We start from the raw sequence: 17,199 nt of genomic DNA on the forward strand, positions 1-17,199 counted from the left end.
CGATCGAACAGAAGAGCGCCAGGGGCTGTCATGACCGAAAAATGGGATTTCTGGATCGACCGCGGCGGCACATTCACCGATATCATCGGCCGAGATCCGGAAGGCGGGCTGCACCCGCGCAAGCTTCTCTCCGAAAATCCCGAAGCCTATAACGATGCCGCCATCCAGGGCATTCGCGACCTTCTTGGCTTGTCGGCCGGCGACACGATCCCGAGCGGCCTGATCGGCGACATCAAGATGGGCACCACGGTCGCCACAAATGCGCTGCTGGAGCGCAAGGGCGACCGCGTGCTTTTGCTCATCACCAAGGGCTTCCGCGATGCGCTGAAGATCGCCTACCAGGCGCGCCCGGACATCTTCGCCAAGGAGATCATCCTTCCCGAACAGCTCTACGAGCGCGTCATCGAAATCAACGAGCGTGTGCGCGCCGATGGCTGCGTCGAACAATTACTCGATATCGCCGCCTGCCGGCCGGCGATCGAACAGGCCAGGGCCGATGGCATCGATGCGGTCGCCATCGTCTTCATGCACGCCTGGAAATACCCCGACCACGAGAAGGCCGTGGCGAAAGTCTGCCGCAAACTCGGTTTCAGCCAGGTCTCGGTCAGCCATGAGGTCTCGCCGCTGATCAAGCTGGTCGGCCGCGGCGACACCGCGGTGGTCGACGCCTATTTGTCGCCGATCCTGTCGCGCTATGTGCAAAGGGTGGCGGGAGAGTTGGGTGCGGCGCCAAGCTCCCCCCTTGTGGGGGAGAGCGATCAATTTCCCCGCCTGATGTTCATGATGTCGTCGGGCGGTCTCACCGCCGCCGACATGTTCCAGGGCAAGGACGCACTGCTGTCAGGACCAGCCGGCGGCGTCGTCGGCATGGTCGAGACGGCCAGGCTCGCCGGCTTCGACAAGGTCATCGGTTTCGACATGGGCGGCACCTCGACCGACCTCGCTCACTATGACGGCGAATATGAGCGCGCCTTCGACACCGAGGTCGCCGGCGTGCGCATTCGCGCGCCGATGATGCGCATCCATACCGTCGCCGCCGGCGGCGGCTCGATCCTGCACTACGAGGCCAGCCGCTTCCGGGCCGGGCCGGATTCCGCAGGCGCCAATCCCGGCCCGGCAGCCTACCGGCGCGGCGGCCCGCTCGCCGTTACCGACGCCAATGTGATGCTGGGCAAGCTGCAGCCCGATTTCTTCCCGGCCATTTTCGGACCCGGCCAGGACCAGATGCTCGACGTCGAGACGGTACGGGCAAAATTCGCCGCACTCGCCGCCGAAATCGGCGACGGCCGGTCGCCCGAGATTGTCGCCGAGGGCTTCGTCACCATCGCCGTCGAAAACATGGCCAATGCCATCAAGAAGATCTCCGTGCAGCGCGGCTACGACGTCACCGAATATCTCTTGAACTGTTTTGGCGGCGCCGGCGGCCAGCACGCTTGCCTGGTCGCCGATGCGCTCGGCATGGAAGCGGTGCTGATCCATCCCTTCTCAGGTCTTCTGTCGGCCTATGGCATCGGCCTGTCCTCGGTCTTTGCCTCGCGCCAGCAGGCGCTGCTGAAGCCCCTTGCCGAAGAGTCCAGAACGGAGATCGGCAACCTCATTGCCATCTTGAGAGAAGCCGTCATCGCCGAACTCGCCGCGCAAGGCATCGGCGAGGATACGGTCGCCACGAAACCGGTGCTGCACATTCGCTATGACGGCACCGACACGACACTGCCGGTGAATTTCGAGGCGGATTCGATTTTCCAGGCCAGGCGCGATTTTGAAATCGCCCACAAGGCGCAGTTCGGTTTCGTCTATGACGACAAGCCGATGATCGTCGAGACCGTCGGCGTCGAAGGCACCGACACTGGCGGCACTGGGCGCGACGAAACTGAATCGCGAACCGAAGACCTTGCCGTAAGCCCTTCACAGACCCGCGAAATCTTCACCGAGGGAGAGTGGCGCACTTCACCCATCTTCCGCCGCGAGGCGCTGAAGCCGGGAAACAGGGTTGCGGGACCTGCCTTGATTATCGAGCCGAACCAGACAATCGTCATCGAGCCGGGCTGGCTGGCCGAAATCACCGCCAGGAACCACGTGCTCCTGCGCCGCGTCGAGAAAAAGCGCCGGCAGGCAGCGCTCGGCACCGAGGCCGATCCGGTCATGCTGGAGGTCTTCAACAACCTCTTCATGTCGATCGCCGAGCAGATGGGCGTCACGCTGCAGAACACCGCCTATTCCGTCAACATCAAGGAACGGCTGGATTTTTCCTGCGCCGTCTTCGACCGGACCGGCGCGCTGGTCGCCAATGCGCCGCACATGCCGGTACATCTCGGCTCGATGGACCGCTCGGTCGAAACCATCATCCGGCTGAATTCCGGCGACATCCACCCCGGCGACGTCTTTGCCCTCAACGCACCCTATAATGGCGGCACGCATCTGCCGGACATCACTGTCGTGACGCCGGTCTTCGATGATGCCAAGGAAAGAATCCTGTTCTGGGCCGCCTCGCGCGGCCATCATGCCGATATCGGTGGCACGGCACCCGGCTCGATGACGCCGCTCGCCACCACGGTCGACGAGGAAGGCGTGCTGTTCGACAATTTCCGCATCGTCGACCGTGGCCGCTTCCGCGAGAAGGAGCTGGAAACGCTGCTCACCGATCACCGCTACCCGGCCCGCAATCCGCACCAGAACATCGCCGACCTCAAGGCGCAGATCGCCGCCAACGAGAAGGGCGTAGCCGAACTGCGCAAGATGGTCACCCATTTCGGCCTCGATGTCGTCGAGGCCTATATGGGCCATGTCCAGGACAATGCCGCCGAAAGCGTGCGCCGCGTGCTGGAGCGGCTGCCGGATAGTTCTGAGTACGAATACCCGACCGACACCGGCCAGATCATCAAGGTGAAGATCACGGTCGACCGGCAAAAGCGCGAGGCGACGGTAGACTTCACCGGCACCTCGCCGGTGATGAAGAACAATTTCAACGCGCCCGAGCCGGTGGCCCGCGCCGCCGTGCTCTACGCCTTCCGCGTCATGGTCGAGGATATGATCCCGATGAATGCCGGGTGCCTGCGGCCCATCAACATCATCATTCCCGATGGCTGCATGCTGAAACCCGCCTACCCCGCCGCCGTCGTCGCCGGCAATGTCGAGACCTCGCAGCATGTCACCAACGCGCTGTTCGGCGCCATGGGCGCCATGGCCAACGCCCAAGGCACGATGAACAACCTGACCTTCGGCAACAAGACGTATCAATATTACGAGACGATCTGCTCCGGCTCGCCGGCCGGCCGGATGAACTCCGGCCGCGGCTTTGCCGGCACCTCCGGCGTCCACACCCACATGACCAATTCGCGCCTCACCGATCCCGAAGTGCTGGAGCTGCGCTTTCCCGTTCTGCTCGAGGATTTCCACATCCGGAAAGATTCCGGCGGCAAGGGCAGATGGAGCGCCGGCGACGGCACCAAACGCACCATCCGCTTCCTCGAAAAGATGGAATGCGCGATCCTGTCCTCGCACCGCAACCGGCCGCCGCAAGGGCTGGACGGAGGCGGCGACGGCGAGGTCGGCTCGACCAAGATCCGCCGCAAGGACGGCACGATCGACCTGCTGAAAGCCTGCGACCAGACCGTGCTGCAGGCAGGAGACGCCGTCATCCTGACGACGCCGACGCCGGGGGGATTTGGTAAACCGTAAGAAGAGGCGTCAACAGGCTGTCACCGGCCTGTCATGGCCCTGCGCTACCCGCTTGCGGCAAAGCAAATGGGGAATCATCTTGCCATGACGGACGTTTCCGCAGATCTGGTTTTTCGCCGCGGCAAGGAAGTTGGAAAGGCCGTCTACCAGAACCGCCCGCTGTCGAAGGCCGGCATTTCGGAGCGGCTGTTTGCCTTCCTGTTCTCCGGCCTCGTCTATCCGCAGATCTGGGAAGACCCCGATGTCGACATGGAGGCGATGCAGCTTGGCCAGGGCCACCGCGTCGTCACCATCGCCTCGGGCGGCTGCAACATCCTGGCCTACCTCACGCGCTCGCCGGCCCGGGTCGACGCCGTCGACCTCAACACCGCGCATATCGCGCTGAACCGCATGAAGCTGGAGGCGGTGCGCCATTTGCCATCGCAGGGCGACCTGTTCCGCTTCTTCGGCGCCGCCGACACCAGCCACAATTCGAGAGCGTATGACCGTTTCATCGCGCCGCATCTCGATCCTGTCAGCCGTCACTACTGGGAGCGCCGCAACTGGCGCGGCCGCCGTAGGATCACTGTGTTCGACCGCAATTTCTACCAGACCGGCCTGCTCGGCCTGTTCATCGCCATGGGCCATCGCACGGGAAAATTCTTCGGCGTCGACCCAGCCGGCATCATGCAGGCCAGGAACATCGGCGAGCAGCGCCGCTTCTTCAACGAGGAGTTGGCGCCGGTCTTCGACAACAAGCTTTTGAGATGGGCGACGTCGCGCAAGGCTTCGCTGTTCGGCCTCGGCATTCCACCGGCGCAGTACGATTCGCTGATCACTTCTGGCGACGGCACCATGGCCAGCGTGCTGAAAGCCCGGCTGGAAAAACTCGCTTGCGATTTTCCGCTGGAGAATAACTACTTCGCCTGGCAGGCCTTTGCCCGCCGCTATCCGGACCCCGGCGAGGCCGCCCTGCCCGCCTATCTCGAAAAGCAGAATTACGAGACCATCCGCGGCAATGTCGGCCGCGTCGCCATCCACCATGCCAATCTGATCGAGTTTCTCGCCGGCAAGGATGCAGGCGCGGTCGACCGCTTCGTCCTGCTCGACGCACAGGACTGGATGACCGACGATCAGCTCAACGCGCTGTGGGCGGAAATCACCCGCACGGCTTCGGCCGGCGCCCGCGTCATCTTCCGCACCGCCGCCGAGCCCAGCCTGCTGCCGGGTCGCGTCTCCAGCTCGCTGCTCGACCAATGGGACTATCAGGACCAGGCTTCGCGCGAATTTTCGGCCCGCGACCGCTCGGCCATCTATGGCGGCTTCCACCTCTACGTGAAGCGCGCGGCATGAGCACCAGCGAGCTGCCGGCCAGCCCCGAATTCAAGGCCAGCCATGCCGAACTGATGGACGGCGTCTACCGCTGGCAGCGCCACATCTACGACCTGACCCGCAAATACTACCTGCTCGGCCGCGACCCAATGATCTCGGGACTCGACGTGCCTGTCGGTGGCACCGTGCTGGAACTCGGCTGCGGCACCGGCCGCAATGTCATCCTCGCCGCCCGTCACTATCCCGACGCGCGCTTTTTCGGCCTCGATATTTCGGCCGAAATGCTGGAGACGGCCGGAAAGGCGATCGACCGCGAGGGCCTGTCCGGTCGCGTCATATTGGCTAGGGGCGATGCCACCGATTTCGATGCCCGTGCACTCTTCGATGTCGAACGCTTCGACCGTGTCTTCGTGTCCTATTCGCTGTCGATGATCCCCGGCTGGGAAAAAACAGTATCGGCGGCACTTGCCGCCCTGTCGCCGAACGGTTCGCTGCACATCGTCGATTTCGGCCAGCAGGAAGGCCTGCCGCGCTGGTTTCGCACACTGCTGCGCGGCTGGCTGAAAAAATTCCACGTCGCGCCTCGTGAATCGCTGCGCGAAGTGCTGGAATCGGAATCTCGGCGAACCGGCGCAAGCTTCCGTTTCCGCACGCTTTATCGCGGCTACGCCTGGCTGGCGGTTATCGGGCCGCGCGGCTAGCCAAGGTGAAACTGCCATTTGCAGGCCGACCTCACCTGAATGTCAATGCACCTTAATGGAGTGCCTTCACCAACGCCCCCACCATCGTCTGCGGCCGATAGCCAAGCTTGGCAGGCGTCAGCCCCAGCCGCACCACCACCAACTGCTCCGAGGGAATGATGGCAACCGTCTGCCCGTCATGGCCTTCCATCCAGTACGTGTCCTTGGGCAGGCCTGCCGCGACGCCGGCGCCGGGGTTTTCCTCATCGCCCGGGGCCTCGATCCACAATTGGCCCTTGCCGTAGACCTTCGAGGCGGATGCCGGCTCTCGCATCCAGTCGACGAAACCGGCCGGCAGGATCTGGTTGCCGTTCCACACCCCGCCTTGTAGCAGGAACTGGCCGAAGCGCGCCCAGTCATGCGCGGTTGCGTAGAGATAGGACGAGCCGACGAAGGTGCCCAGCTCGTCGGTCTCGAGCACCGCGCTGTGCATGCCGAGCGGCTCGAATAGCGCCGTGCGCGGCCACGTCAGCGCCCTGGCCTTGTCGCCGACCGCGTCCTGCCAGAGGCGCGACAGCATCACCGCCGTGCCGCTCGAATAGGAAAACTGTTTGCCGACCTCTGCAGCCAGCGGCTTGGATTCGGCAAAGCCCGCCATGTCAGGTTCGAGATAGAGCATGCGCGTGACGTCGGCGACGTCGCCATAATCCTCGTTGAACTCCAGCCCGCTCGACATCGCCATCATGTCGGCAAGGCTGATCGCGGCGCGGCCGTCCGCCTTCCACGGCGCAAACAGGTTTTTGTTGTCGAAAGCCATCTTGCCGTCCTTGACCAACGTACCGACGATGGCGGCATTCACCGTTTTGGTCATCGACCAGCCGAGCAGCGGCGTCCTGGCGGAAAAGCCATCGCCGTAGCGCTCGGCGACGACACGGCCATTCTTGACCACCACCACCGCGCGCATGCCGGTGCCGATCAGCGCCGCATCGTCCAGCAGCTTGGCAACAACCGGATCCTGTGATGCCTCGACCCGTTCGCCTTCTGGCCACAGGTCGCCCATGGTGACTGCGGACGGCTCCGCTTGGATCGCGGTCCGCCGCACCTTTCCTACGTCGCCGTCCGGAACCGAAGCGCAGCCAAGCCCGTCGCGGGCTACGGCGACGCTCTTGCCGAGGAAACCGAACAGGCCAGCAGACACCGTTCCCCTGTTCTTGTCCACCGAAACCCGCATCAACCGCAGCAGGGGATGCCCGGGCGCCTGCACGTCGACGGCCAGCACCTCATTGGGATCGCGGCCGGCAATGAAGACGTTCGAACAGACGATCTTGGCCGAGTAGCCCGAGCCGACCCTGATCAACTCCGGCGGCGCGATATAAAGCCAGGCAAAAAGCGCGGCGACCGCCAGAACGATCAGGCCAAGCAGCCATTTGACGATCTTGACCACGATCCGCATTTATTTACCTCCGGGCTCTGCGCGACCCTTATGTCATCGATTTGCCGCCATTGCTTCCGCAAATCACAAAGCTTGTCGAGCGCCATCAACGGATTATCAACCATGATCGGCGATCACAGGATATGCCGGGCGATGCTGTGGGGCGATCGTTCGGAGGGGGCCCGATCACAAAGCAGGCCATCAGTGTAGAGACCCATCAGCGACCGGCTGAATCCGGCTCGGGAATTGCGATGCGCCGTCTTGCGGGCCTGATCATGCTAGCGCTGCTTGGTGCTTGCTCGACCGTCGACGATCTCTCGCCGCTGTCGCCATCCGCTTCGAGCAGCCCGACGGTTGCCGTGCGCGCGCCGCGCTTTGCCGACTCCAAGCCGCATGAATGGGAGAGCGGCGCGCCGTGGAACTATGCCGTCCACGGCACCGATGTTTCCAAATACCAGACCTCGGTCGACTGGCCGGCTGCCAGGGCCAGCGGCATCTCCTTCGCCTTCATCAAGGCGACCGAGGGCGGCGACCGTTTCGACGAGTATTTCAGCGAGCATTGGGCGCGCACGAAGGCCAACGGGATTCCGCGAGCGGCCTATCATTTCTATTATTTCTGCACCCCGGCTGCCGTTCAGGCGCGCTGGTTCATCCGCAACGTCCCCGTCGATCGCTCGGCGATGCCGCCGGTCCTCGATATGGAATGGAACCCGCAATCGCCGACCTGCAGGCTGCGTCCCGACGCCGCCACGGTGCGCGCGGAGATGACCACCTTCCTCGAAATCGTCGAACGCCATTACGGCAAGAAGCCGATCATCTACACTTCCGTCGACTTCTTCGACGACAACGGGCTGTCGGGGTTCCGCGGCTATCCCTACTGGCTGCGTTCCGTCGCCGGCCATCCGCGTGAGAAATACGGCAGCCACCCCTTCACCTTCTGGCAGTACACCGGAACCGGCATCGTTCCCGGCATGACCGGCAAGTCCGACATCAACGTCTTCAACGGCAGCGAAGCCGCCTGGAACAAATGGCTGCGGCAGAACACCCGTTGACGTCAGGTTCAACGGCAGCACCGCCCTGGATCAAAAGCACTCCAGCAGAGCTTCCGTTGAACCGGTTCAACGGCAGCACCGCCCTGGATCAAATCACTCCAGCAGAGCTTCCGTTGAACCGGTGCAACGGCAGCACTGCCCTGCATCAAATCACTCCAGCAGAGAAGCTGCCGCAGAACACCGTTGACACCGGGCCTGCCGCCTGCTTTTCGACACAGCCAGCGGTAAAGAGTGCAACCGCCGGTAATTCAGGGCGTTGGGCTTCCCGGGGGGAGCACAACAAATGACCCCCTGTTCGTTTCGAAAGGAAGCTGATGCGACTGCGTTCCAAAGTCCTCGCGGCTGCGCTGACCCTGTGCGCCACGGCCTTGCCGGCGATGGCGCAGGAATGCGGCGGCGACTTCGAATCCTGGAAGCAGGGCGTCGCCGCGGAAGCCAAGGCGGCCGGCGTAGGTGCAGTGGGTCTCGACGCCCTTGAAGCGGCAACCTTAGATGACAAGGTGTTGGCGCGCGACCGCGCCCAGGGCGTCTTCACCCAAACCTTTGTCGAGTTTTCCAACCGGATGATCTCGGCCTATCGCCTGAAGCAAGGTGCGGCGAACATGAAGAAATACGCGGATGTCTTCGCCCGCGCCGACCAGCAGTTCGGCGTCCAGGCGCCGATCATCGCCGCCTTCTGGGCACTGGAGACCGATTTCGGCGCCGTGCAGGGCGACTTCCACACGCTGAGCGCCCTGGTGACGCTTTCCCATGATTGCCGCCGGCCGCAGCTCTTCCGGCAACAGCTAGTGCCGCTTCTGGAACTGATCGATCGCGGCGTGCTGCCGGCCGATGTCAGGGGCGCCTGGGCCGGCGAGATCGGCCAGACGCAGATCCTGCCCTCCGACTATCTGGCACGCGGCGTCGACGGCGACGGCGACGGCAAGATCGACCTGCGCGGCAGCGTGCCTGATGTGATCATGACCACTGCCAACAAGGTGCTGTCGCGCGGCTGGAAACGCGACCAGCCCTGGATCCAGGAAGTCCGCGTGCCCGAAGACATGCCGTGGGATCAGACCGGTCGCACCAACAAGCTGCCGCTGTCGCAGTGGGCGCAATGGGGCGTCACCTACCCCAGCGGCGCGCCGCTGGTCGACAACGGCCTGAAAGCAGGCCTCGCGCTGCCGATGGGCCGCAAGGGGCCAGCCTTTCTCACCTACGACAATTTCGACGTCTATCTCGAATGGAACCAGTCCTTCACCTATGCGCTGACGGCAGCCAACCTTGCCGCACGGCTGGCAGGCGCGCCGCCGTTGGACCCGCGCAATCCCGAGACCGGTCTCAACAATGAGCAGATGAAGGCATTGCAGACCAAGCTGGAAGCCAAGGGCTACGATGTCGGCACCGTCGACGGCATTTTGGGTACCAACACCCGCGAGGCGATCCGCAAGGAGCAGACGCGGCTAGGTTTGCCGGTGGATGGCTGGCCGACGCCGGAGCTTTTGGGAAAATTATAGGGCAGTAGGGCAAATTAGCCCGAAGCAGTGACTGCCGCCACCCCTATTCCCCTATTCCCCTATTCCCCTATTCCCCTATTCCCCTATTCCCCTACTGCCTTATTCCCCTCAATCCGCCATCGTCTCCAAACTGGCAAACCCCTGTGGCGCGTCGCCCTCGTCGAACGGCGTCGTCACCTCGACGAATGTGTCGGGATAGAAGCCGTTGAAGCGGGTCCTAAGCGACAGCGAGTAGGCGCCGATATGGCCGATCTCGATCCAGTCGCCGGTATCGACCGTTTCCGGCAGCCAGAACGGCCGCGACAGGATGTCGACGGAATCGCAGGTCGCGCCGCAGACCTTGAACGGCACGATGTTCTTCTCCTCGCCATTGCGCGAGCGGATCGCCGGGTCGGGAATGAAGCGCGCCGGCAGCGTGATCTTGCCGGTCCATGAATCCGACAGCGATGCCCAGATGCCGTCATTGATGTAGAGCCGCTTGCCCTTGCGCAGCAACACCCGCACGATCAACGACAGGCAGCGCGCCACGATCACCCGGCCGGGCTCAGCCACCAGCGGCATCTGGTCGAACTGATACTCCTTCAGATCGCCCGACAGCCGCGACATGATCTGGCCAAGCGACGGCATCTCGATCTGCTTGCGGTTAGGATCGTGGCCGTATTCGGCGGGGAAACCGCCGCCGACATCGAGCCCGGCAATATCGAAGGTCAGCCGGTTGCGCACCCAGTCGGCGGAAGCCAGCGCCCGCTCATAGGTGTCGGGATCCTCGATCTGGCTGCCGACATGGAAGCACAGGCCGACCTTGTAGCCGGTACGGTTCAGCCGCTCCGCGAGCTCGACGGCATACGCCGGCCCGGCGCCGAACTTCTTCGACAGTTCGTAGGCGGCATGCCCCTTGGTCTGCACCCGCACGAACACGCTGATCGAGCCCGGATCGATGTCGAGAGCCCGCACCACGCGCGTCAGCTTGGTGATCTCGTCCTCATGATCGAGCGAAATGACGCGGATGGCGTATTTCTCCAGCGCCAGCTTGATGTCCGACTGCGCCTTGACCGGGTGCATGTAGAGCATCTCGGCATCGGGGGAAACGGCACGCACGGCGGCGAACTCGCCCGGCGAAGCGACGTCGAAAGCCTTGACGCCGGCTTCGACCAGCGTCTTCAGCACGATCTGCTCGCCATTGGTCTTGACCGCATAGGCGGTCTTGCCGGGGAACATGCCCATGAACTGCCTGGCATCCGCCATCAGCACTTGCGGGCGGAAGCAATAGACCGGATCGTCCGGACGAAGCGCCAGTGCCGCCTCGCGGGCATTCTCGAATCGCTGCATGGACGAATCCTCACTTCGGCTGCGCACAATTAATCCAAGCTAGCGGCTAATGAAAACAATTCTGTGTCTCGTGCGGCTGACGCTGGGGCGCTGGGTCTTGGCAGGAACGTTTGCCACCGATCAGGTTTCGGGTGGCTCTTGTCACTGAGTCCGATATGGCTTCTGCCTGACTGACTGGCATTCAGGCCGTCTGGGAGGGCGACTCACATGACAATAGCCGCGACATCAGCACCGCGCGGGCCGATGGTGCTCAAGGACTGGGGGCAGCTCCTGCTGCTCGGCGCGATCTGGGGCGGCTCGTTCTTCTTTGCCCGCATCGCGGTGGCGGAACTTCATCCGCTGGTGCTGGTGCTGTTTCGCGTCGCCATCGCGGCGATCGCGCTGCAGATCTATCTCGGTCTGCGTGGCCCGTCCTTCCGCCTCGCCCTTCCCCATGCCGGCCTGTTCTTCCTGCTGGCGCTCACCAACAACGTCGTGCCCTTTTCGCTGATCTTCGCCGGCCAGACGGAGCTTGGCGCCGGCGTCGCCTCGGTGCTCAACGCCACGACGCCGTTCTGGACGCTGATCCTCGCCAATGCGCTGACATCGGACGAAAAGCTCTCCTGGAACAAGCTCGCGGGCATTGCGCTCGGCATCGCCGGTACGGCCGTCATGATCGGCCCCGGCCTGCTTGCCGGGCTCGGCGGCCCGGTCTGGGCCAAATTCGCGCTGATCGGCGCTTCACTGTCCTATGGCATTGCGCTGATGGTCGCCCGCCGCTTCAAGGGCGTGCCCTCGCCGGTCGTCGCCACCGGGCAGTTGACCGCTTCGACCATCATCATGATCCCGATCGTGCTCTTCACCTACGGCCCATCCGGCCTGTTCTCGGCCTCGCCGCCGGTCTGGGCGGCGGTGCTGGCGCTGGCACTTCTGTCCACAGCCGTCGCCTACATCCTCTATTTCAACCTCGTCGCCTCGGCGGGCGCTACCAACGCCTCGCTGGTCACGCTGGTCGTGCCGGCCAGCGCCATGCTGCTCGGCTTCCTGTTCCTAGGCGAGCGGCTGGAGCTGTTCGAAATCGGCGGGGTGGTGCTGATCGCGCTCGGCCTCATCACCATCGACGGGCGCGTCCTTGGAAGACGTTAGCGCGTCCTTTGAACCCCCACATCGCCGCGAAAGTCGGATTCGACTTTCGCGGCGGTAGCGCTGCCATGACACGGCAGCGACACGAGCCGGCCACATTTTATTCACAGGTCTGAAGTCGGTATTTGCCTAGGAGTTTCAAAGCCTAACGGCAAAAGACATGTCGCGGATTTCACAATCACGTCGCAATGCAGCACATTTTCCGCTTGCCTGTGGCACAAATGAACCTAGACTCCATGACATAGCTCTTTAAGAGGAGGCTATGTCATGGGACTTACGAGGCCTATCAACGCATTGATGATCTGTGCTGCGTTCGCCTTTATCGGAGCCCTCATTATGGGCTTCCTTCCCTGACCGCCAAAGCGGGGAAGACCAGCACCCAAATAGTCCAACCAATTCAAAAGGCCGGGTTTTCCCGGCCTTTTGTTGTTGAGCCCGACCTCATGCCGCGGCTGATCCGGCGGCCGCCGCCTCGTGCGAGCGAATACCGATCATATGGCAGATGGCAAAGACCAGATCGGCGCGGTTCATGGTGTAGAAGTGGAAATCGCCGACACCGCGCTCGACCAGGTCCATGACCTGTTCGGCTGCCACCGCCGATGCCACCAGCGCATGCGTCTGCGGGTCCTTGTCGAGGCCTTCGAAACGCTCCGCCAGCCAGCCGGGCACATGCGCGCCCGCCCTCGCGGAAAAGTTCGCGACCTGCTTGAAACTGTGAACCGGCTGGATGCCCGGCACGATCGGGATGTAGATGCCGGCGCGGCGAACGCGCTCGACATAGCGCTCGTAGAGATCGTTGTCGAAGAAGAACTGGGTGATCGCCCGCGTCGCGCCATTGTCGACCTTGCGCTTCAGCATCTCGATGTCGGTGGCAAAATCGGGGCTTTGCGGATGCTTTTCCGGATAAGCCGCGACGGAGATGTCGAAATCCGCGATCGTCTTGAGCCCGGCGACCAGTTCCGCGCCATTCTCGTAGCCACCGGGATGCGGCCGGTAGGGCCCGCCGACGCCGGAGGCCGGGTCGCCGCGCAGCGCCACGAACCGGTTGATGCCGATCGATTTGTAATCCCGGATGACCGCATCGACCTCGTCGCGCGTTGCCCCGACGCAGGTCAGATGCGCCGCTGCAGGAATACCGGTTTCCGTCAAGATGCGCTTTACAGTGCGCGCGGTGCGCTCCCGTGTCGAGCCGCCGGCGCCGTAAGTCACCGAGACGAATTTCGGCTTCAGCGGCTCCAGCCTCGTGACCGTCTCCCACAGCCTCGCTTCCATCTCGTCCGTCTTCGGCGGGAAGAATTCGAAGGAAACCCTGACCTTGTCGCCGATGTCGGGGCGGCGGGAAAAGCGGAACTGGTTCATGCGATTTCCCCCATCGAGTTCGCTTTGGCCTGCCTTGTGTCGTTGGAAGGATCGGCAATCAGCAGGCGCCGATCGCGGCCGAGCCAGAGTTTCACAGTGAGCCTCGCCTCATTGCCACCGCGCGGCTCGAACTCCTGGGCATCTTCGAGATCGAGGCCGGCTTCCGAAAACCAGTCGGCGATCTGCCGGTCGGAAAAGCCGAGCCGCATATGCGCATGCTCCTCGCGCAGGAATTCCAGCGCATGCGGCGCGAAATCGACGATGACCAGGCGTCCTGCCGGACGCAAAAGCCGCGCCGCCTCGCGGATGGCGCGGGCGGGATCGTCGAGATAGTGCAACACCTGATGGATGGTGACGAGATCGAAGGCATCGCGCTCGACCGGCGGCGCGAAGATGTCGCCCTGCCGAACCTGCGCGTTCGAAACGCCGGCCTTGTCGAGATTGGCGCGCGCCACGGTCAGCATCTCGCGCGACATGTCGATGCCGACACCGCGCCGATAGAGCGGCGAGAAGATTTCGAGCAGCCGCCCGGTGCCGGTGCCGAGATCGAGCATCGACTGGAACGGCCGCTTGCCGACCAGTTTCAGCATTGCGGCTTCGACGGCGCGGTCCGGCACATGAAGCGAGCGGATATGGTCCCAGCTTGCCGCATTCACGGAAAAATACTCGACCGCCCGGTCCTGCCGCTTGCGCTTGACCGAGGCCAGGCGCTCAAGATCGCGCTCGACCTGCGGATCGGCGCCGCGAATGCCGGAAACCAGGCCCATGACGAAGTCACGCGCGGAATCCGCATCCGACAGGCGGAAGAAGGCCCAGGACCCTTCCTGGTAGCGGCCGATCAGCCCTGCCTCCAGAAGCAGCTTCAGGTGCCGCGAAACGCGCGGCTGCGACTGGCCGAGAATTTCGGTAAGATCGGAAACGGTGAGGTCACCGCGCGACAGAAGTGCCAGTATGCGCAATCGGCTGGATTCGGCCGCCGCCTTTAACGTATCCACCATAGTGTCGAGCGAGACATGCATCAGCGTATTCTCTTTGAAAAGATATAAACATATGTTTATGTCAGTTTTCGAAACCTTGCAAGCGCTATGTCGCTTCCGGACAAGAAAATGCCGCTTGTGTGGCGTTTTAAGAGACATGGGCCATGACTGGACCGCGTGAGATGTTCGAGGCGCGCGAAGGCGAGCAGAGGCTGGAAAACGATCCGGCACTGATGCCGCCGGATGACGGCATCGTCTTCATCGGCCGCATTGCCTCGCCGTGGACGACGCGCGAAACCTGCCCGAAGAACATGCGCGCCGCGCGCGAGACCGGGCAGAAGGCAGTGCTGACCATCGACGCGCCCTATCGAAATGGCTTACGGGGGCTGGAGCGCGCCAGCCACGTCATCATCCTGTCCTGGCTGCATCACGCGCCGCGGGACCTGATTGTGCAGAAACCACGCCATGCGGTCGAAGCAAAAGGCGTATTTTCGCTGCGCTCCCCTGCCCGCCCCAACCCAATCGGGCTGCATGTGGCCAGGCTCGTCGGGCTCGACCAGAACACCGGCCGCATCGATCTCGACGCCATCGACGTGCTCGACGGCACTCCGGTCATCGACATAAAACCCTATTTCGCCTCGACCGACGCTATATCGGAGGCGACCATCGAAGGGCGCGACGAGCCCGGGGTTCGGCGATGACGGCGCCCACCGGTCGCCGCCGCGCCATCGCCAAGGCGCTGACAGCACTTCTGCCGCTGGCGCCTTATGCCGACATGGAGAAGATCCGCGGCGACGCCGGCGCGGTCCACATGAAGACCTTACCACCAGGCATCGCCGTATGGCTGGCGACGATTGCCCATATCCGCCACATGCACACAGATTACGAGAAACTGCTGAGCGAAGGTTACGACCGCGACTCGGCGCGTTTCTTCGTCATCGAGCAGACCAACGTCGTGCTCACTCGCTGGCGCGCGACGCGCCTGCTCGACGCGGATGACGAGGAGGAATGACCACGGCTACTTCCGCTTAAGCACTGCGACCGCATTATAGGGCTGACCATCGGCCTGGCCGATCCAGGTCCAGGACAGATTTTCCTTGAAAAACCTGACGGTGATGTTGCCGCCGTCGATGCATTTGTCCTGACCGTAGGTGATGCTCTCGTGGTATTCCGCCGAAATGCCGTCCCTGGACGTCTGTGACAGCAATCCGCCGCAGCCGAGTGACGGATAGTCGATCGACGCGCTGCCATCGTTGATGGTCATGGCGATCGGCCAGTCGGCCCCGGCGTCACCCGCCGGGCTTTGATGGCCGCTGCCGACCCAGGTGCCGCTCAGCGACGGCACCGCGCAAGGCACGTTCTGGAAGATCGGTGTCAATTCGCTGCCGGTTTTCTCGCAGCGATAGGTCTGCCCGCCCCGGCACAATTCCTCGCCTTCGCGCGCGCACTGGGCGCTGGCTTCGCCCGCAGCGGCGAACATCGTCATGGCTGCTATGACGGCCCCAAGCCTGCCCATCTTCCCCCTCCCGTTCAGAGCGCGCAATCTAAGGCAATTCCGATCCAATGTATCGGCGAGATCGTCATCGAGGCCGAACAGCACCGGGCGGGTGGCTCTATGCGTTCTGCCCTGCGCCGATAGCCTGCTGACTCGCCTTGCGTGACAGGAGGCCCCGATGAGCCACACGGCGACGACACAGGACGAGAAGCAACTGCCCGTGGTTGGCGACCGCCATGTCGACCCGCATTCCTACCCCGACGGCATCGCCTTTCTCGACGGCCAATACCTGCCGATGTCGCAGGCCAAGATCTCGGTGCTGGACTGGGGTTTTCTGCATTCCGACGCCACCTACGACACCGTGCATGTCTGGAACGGCCGCTTCTTCCGCCTCGATCTGCATCTCGACCGCTTCCTCGGCGGGCTGGAAAAGCTGCGCATGACCATTCCCTTCGACCGCGACGGCGTGACCGAAATCTTGCACAATTGCGTGGCGCTGTCCGGTCATCGCGCCGCCTATGTCGAAATGCTGTGCACGCGCGGCGCCTCTCCGACCTTCAGCCGCGACCCGCGCCAGGCGGTCAACCGCTTCATGGCCTTCGCCGTGCCGTTCGGCTCGGTCGCCAACGCCGAGCAGCTGCAGCGCGGCCTGCGGGTCGCCATCAGCGACAAGATGCGTATTCCGCCGGCCTCGATCGACCCGGCGATCAAGAATTACCACTGGCTCGATCTGGTGCGCGGCCTCTACGATGCCTATGACCGCGGTGCAGAGACCGCGTTGCTCCTCGACTTCAACGGCAATGTCGCCGAAGGCCCGGGCTTCAACGTCTTCTGCGTCAAGGACGGCAAACTGTCGACGCCGGCCACCGGCGTGCTGCCCGGCGTCACCCGCCGCACCGTCTTCGATCTCTGTGCAGAAGAAGGCCTTGCCGCCACGGCGACCGATGTCAGCGTCACCGCATTGCGCGAGGCCGACGAGGTGTTCATCACCTCCACTGCGGGCGGCATCATGCCGGTGACGGAGATCGACGGCGCGGCGATCGCCAATGGCAAGGTCGGACCGATCACCAGCCGGCTGATGGCGCGCTACTGGCAAAAGCACGATGACCCGGCCTGGTCGTCTCAGGTGAATTATCCCCGATAATTCAGGCGTCTTTGTCAAAAGATTCCCGTCGCCTCTGGAAAATCAGAGGATCGACCGTATATGCCCGAAAGCGGAGAAGCCTCCGCTTTCATCCAAAATCACGCCCGCAGGGGCAAGGACTCCA

At 63.3% G+C, this 17,199-nt stretch carries 14 protein-coding genes; 9 read left to right on the forward strand and 5 right to left on the reverse strand.

The genetic code is table 11. From position 1 onward, the window contains the following. Nucleotides 1-30: 30 nt before the first annotated feature. From M729_RS0102360 to M729_RS0102370, 3 genes are read left to right on the forward strand one after another with little or no spacing between them, the layout of a single operon-like run. The gene (locus M729_RS0102360; protein WP_027160642.1) at nucleotides 31-3,678 is read left to right on the forward strand and encodes a hydantoinase B/oxoprolinase family protein; all 3,648 of its coding nucleotides are present in this window, start codon (nucleotides 31-33) and stop codon (nucleotides 3,676-3,678) included. A 33-nt stretch (nucleotides 3,679-3,711) separates the two neighbouring features. After that, nucleotides 3,712-5,010, forward strand: a complete 1,299-nt coding sequence (locus tag M729_RS0102365; protein ID WP_027160643.1) for a DUF3419 family protein — start codon at nucleotides 3,712-3,714, stop codon at nucleotides 5,008-5,010. Continuing rightward, nucleotides 5,007-5,690, forward strand: a complete 684-nt coding sequence (locus M729_RS0102370; protein WP_027160644.1) for a class I SAM-dependent methyltransferase — start codon at nucleotides 5,007-5,009, stop codon at nucleotides 5,688-5,690. The genes M729_RS0102365 and M729_RS0102370 overlap by 4 nt, the downstream gene beginning before the upstream one ends. Nucleotides 5,691-5,742: 52 nt before the next feature. Here M729_RS0102370 and M729_RS0102375 read toward each other — a convergent pair whose 3' ends face one another. Next, on the reverse strand, nucleotides 5,743-7,122 hold the full coding sequence (locus tag M729_RS0102375) for a serine hydrolase (RefSeq protein ID WP_027160645.1): 1,380 nt from the start codon (nucleotides 7,120-7,122) through the stop codon (nucleotides 5,743-5,745). 230 nt (nucleotides 7,123-7,352) lie between these two features. Here M729_RS0102375 and M729_RS0102380 point away from each other — a divergent pair, with 230 nt between their 5' ends. Beyond that, a complete protein-coding gene (locus M729_RS0102380; RefSeq protein WP_013530938.1) occupies nucleotides 7,353-8,153 on the forward strand; it encodes a GH25 family lysozyme in 801 nt (266 codons plus the stop codon). A gap of 314 nt (nucleotides 8,154-8,467) precedes the next feature. Beyond that, complete coding sequence (locus tag M729_RS0102385; protein ID WP_013530937.1) at nucleotides 8,468-9,649, forward strand: lytic murein transglycosylase; 1,182 nt, start codon at nucleotides 8,468-8,470, stop codon at nucleotides 9,647-9,649. Nucleotides 9,650-9,757: 108 nt separating this feature from the next. Here M729_RS0102385 and M729_RS0102390 read toward each other — a convergent pair whose 3' ends face one another. Beyond that, nucleotides 9,758-10,978: an alanine racemase gene (locus M729_RS0102390; protein ID WP_013530936.1), complete on the reverse strand. Its 1,221-nt coding sequence runs from the start codon at nucleotides 10,976-10,978 to the stop codon at nucleotides 9,758-9,760. Between the two features lie 207 nt (nucleotides 10,979-11,185). Here M729_RS0102390 and M729_RS0102395 point away from each other — a divergent pair, with 207 nt between their 5' ends. Continuing rightward, complete coding sequence (locus M729_RS0102395; RefSeq protein ID WP_024501483.1) at nucleotides 11,186-12,103, forward strand: DMT family transporter; 918 nt, start codon at nucleotides 11,186-11,188, stop codon at nucleotides 12,101-12,103. Between the two features lie 438 nt (nucleotides 12,104-12,541). Here the strand turns inward: M729_RS0102395 and metF are convergent, their stop codons facing one another. Then, on the reverse strand, nucleotides 12,542-13,459 hold the full coding sequence (gene metF, locus M729_RS0102400; protein WP_027160646.1) for a methylenetetrahydrofolate reductase [NAD(P)H]: 918 nt from the start codon (nucleotides 13,457-13,459) through the stop codon (nucleotides 12,542-12,544). Continuing rightward, complete coding sequence (locus M729_RS0102405; protein ID WP_027160647.1) at nucleotides 13,456-14,478, reverse strand: metalloregulator ArsR/SmtB family transcription factor; 1,023 nt, start codon at nucleotides 14,476-14,478, stop codon at nucleotides 13,456-13,458. The genes metF and M729_RS0102405 overlap by 4 nt, the downstream gene beginning before the upstream one ends. A gap of 122 nt (nucleotides 14,479-14,600) precedes the next feature. Between M729_RS0102405 and tsaA the strand changes: the two genes are divergently transcribed. Together tsaA and M729_RS0102415 are read left to right on the forward strand one after the other, a co-directional pair. Then, the gene (gene tsaA / locus M729_RS0102410) at nucleotides 14,601-15,137 is read left to right on the forward strand and encodes a tRNA (N6-threonylcarbamoyladenosine(37)-N6)-methyltransferase TrmO (protein WP_027160648.1); all 537 of its coding nucleotides are present in this window, start codon (nucleotides 14,601-14,603) and stop codon (nucleotides 15,135-15,137) included. Next, nucleotides 15,134-15,448 (forward strand): DUF2293 domain-containing protein, encoded by a 315-nt coding sequence (locus M729_RS0102415; protein WP_013530931.1) that lies wholly within the window; start codon nucleotides 15,134-15,136, stop codon nucleotides 15,446-15,448. Before tsaA ends, M729_RS0102415 begins: the two co-directional genes overlap by 4 nt. A gap of 6 nt (nucleotides 15,449-15,454) precedes the next feature. Here the strand turns inward: M729_RS0102415 and M729_RS0102420 are convergent, their stop codons facing one another. Further along, a complete protein-coding gene (locus M729_RS0102420; protein ID WP_027160649.1) occupies nucleotides 15,455-15,952 on the reverse strand; it encodes a hypothetical protein in 498 nt (165 codons plus the stop codon). A gap of 157 nt (nucleotides 15,953-16,109) precedes the next feature. Here M729_RS0102420 and M729_RS0102425 point away from each other — a divergent pair, with 157 nt between their 5' ends. Further along, the gene (locus M729_RS0102425; protein ID WP_027160650.1) at nucleotides 16,110-17,075 is read left to right on the forward strand and encodes a D-amino acid aminotransferase; all 966 of its coding nucleotides are present in this window, start codon (nucleotides 16,110-16,112) and stop codon (nucleotides 17,073-17,075) included. The last annotated feature ends 124 nt before the right edge of the window (nucleotides 17,076-17,199 follow it).

Source organism: Mesorhizobium sp. WSM1293 (assembly GCF_000513875.1).
GTDB lineage: Bacteria > Pseudomonadota > Alphaproteobacteria > Rhizobiales > Rhizobiaceae > Mesorhizobium > Mesorhizobium ciceri.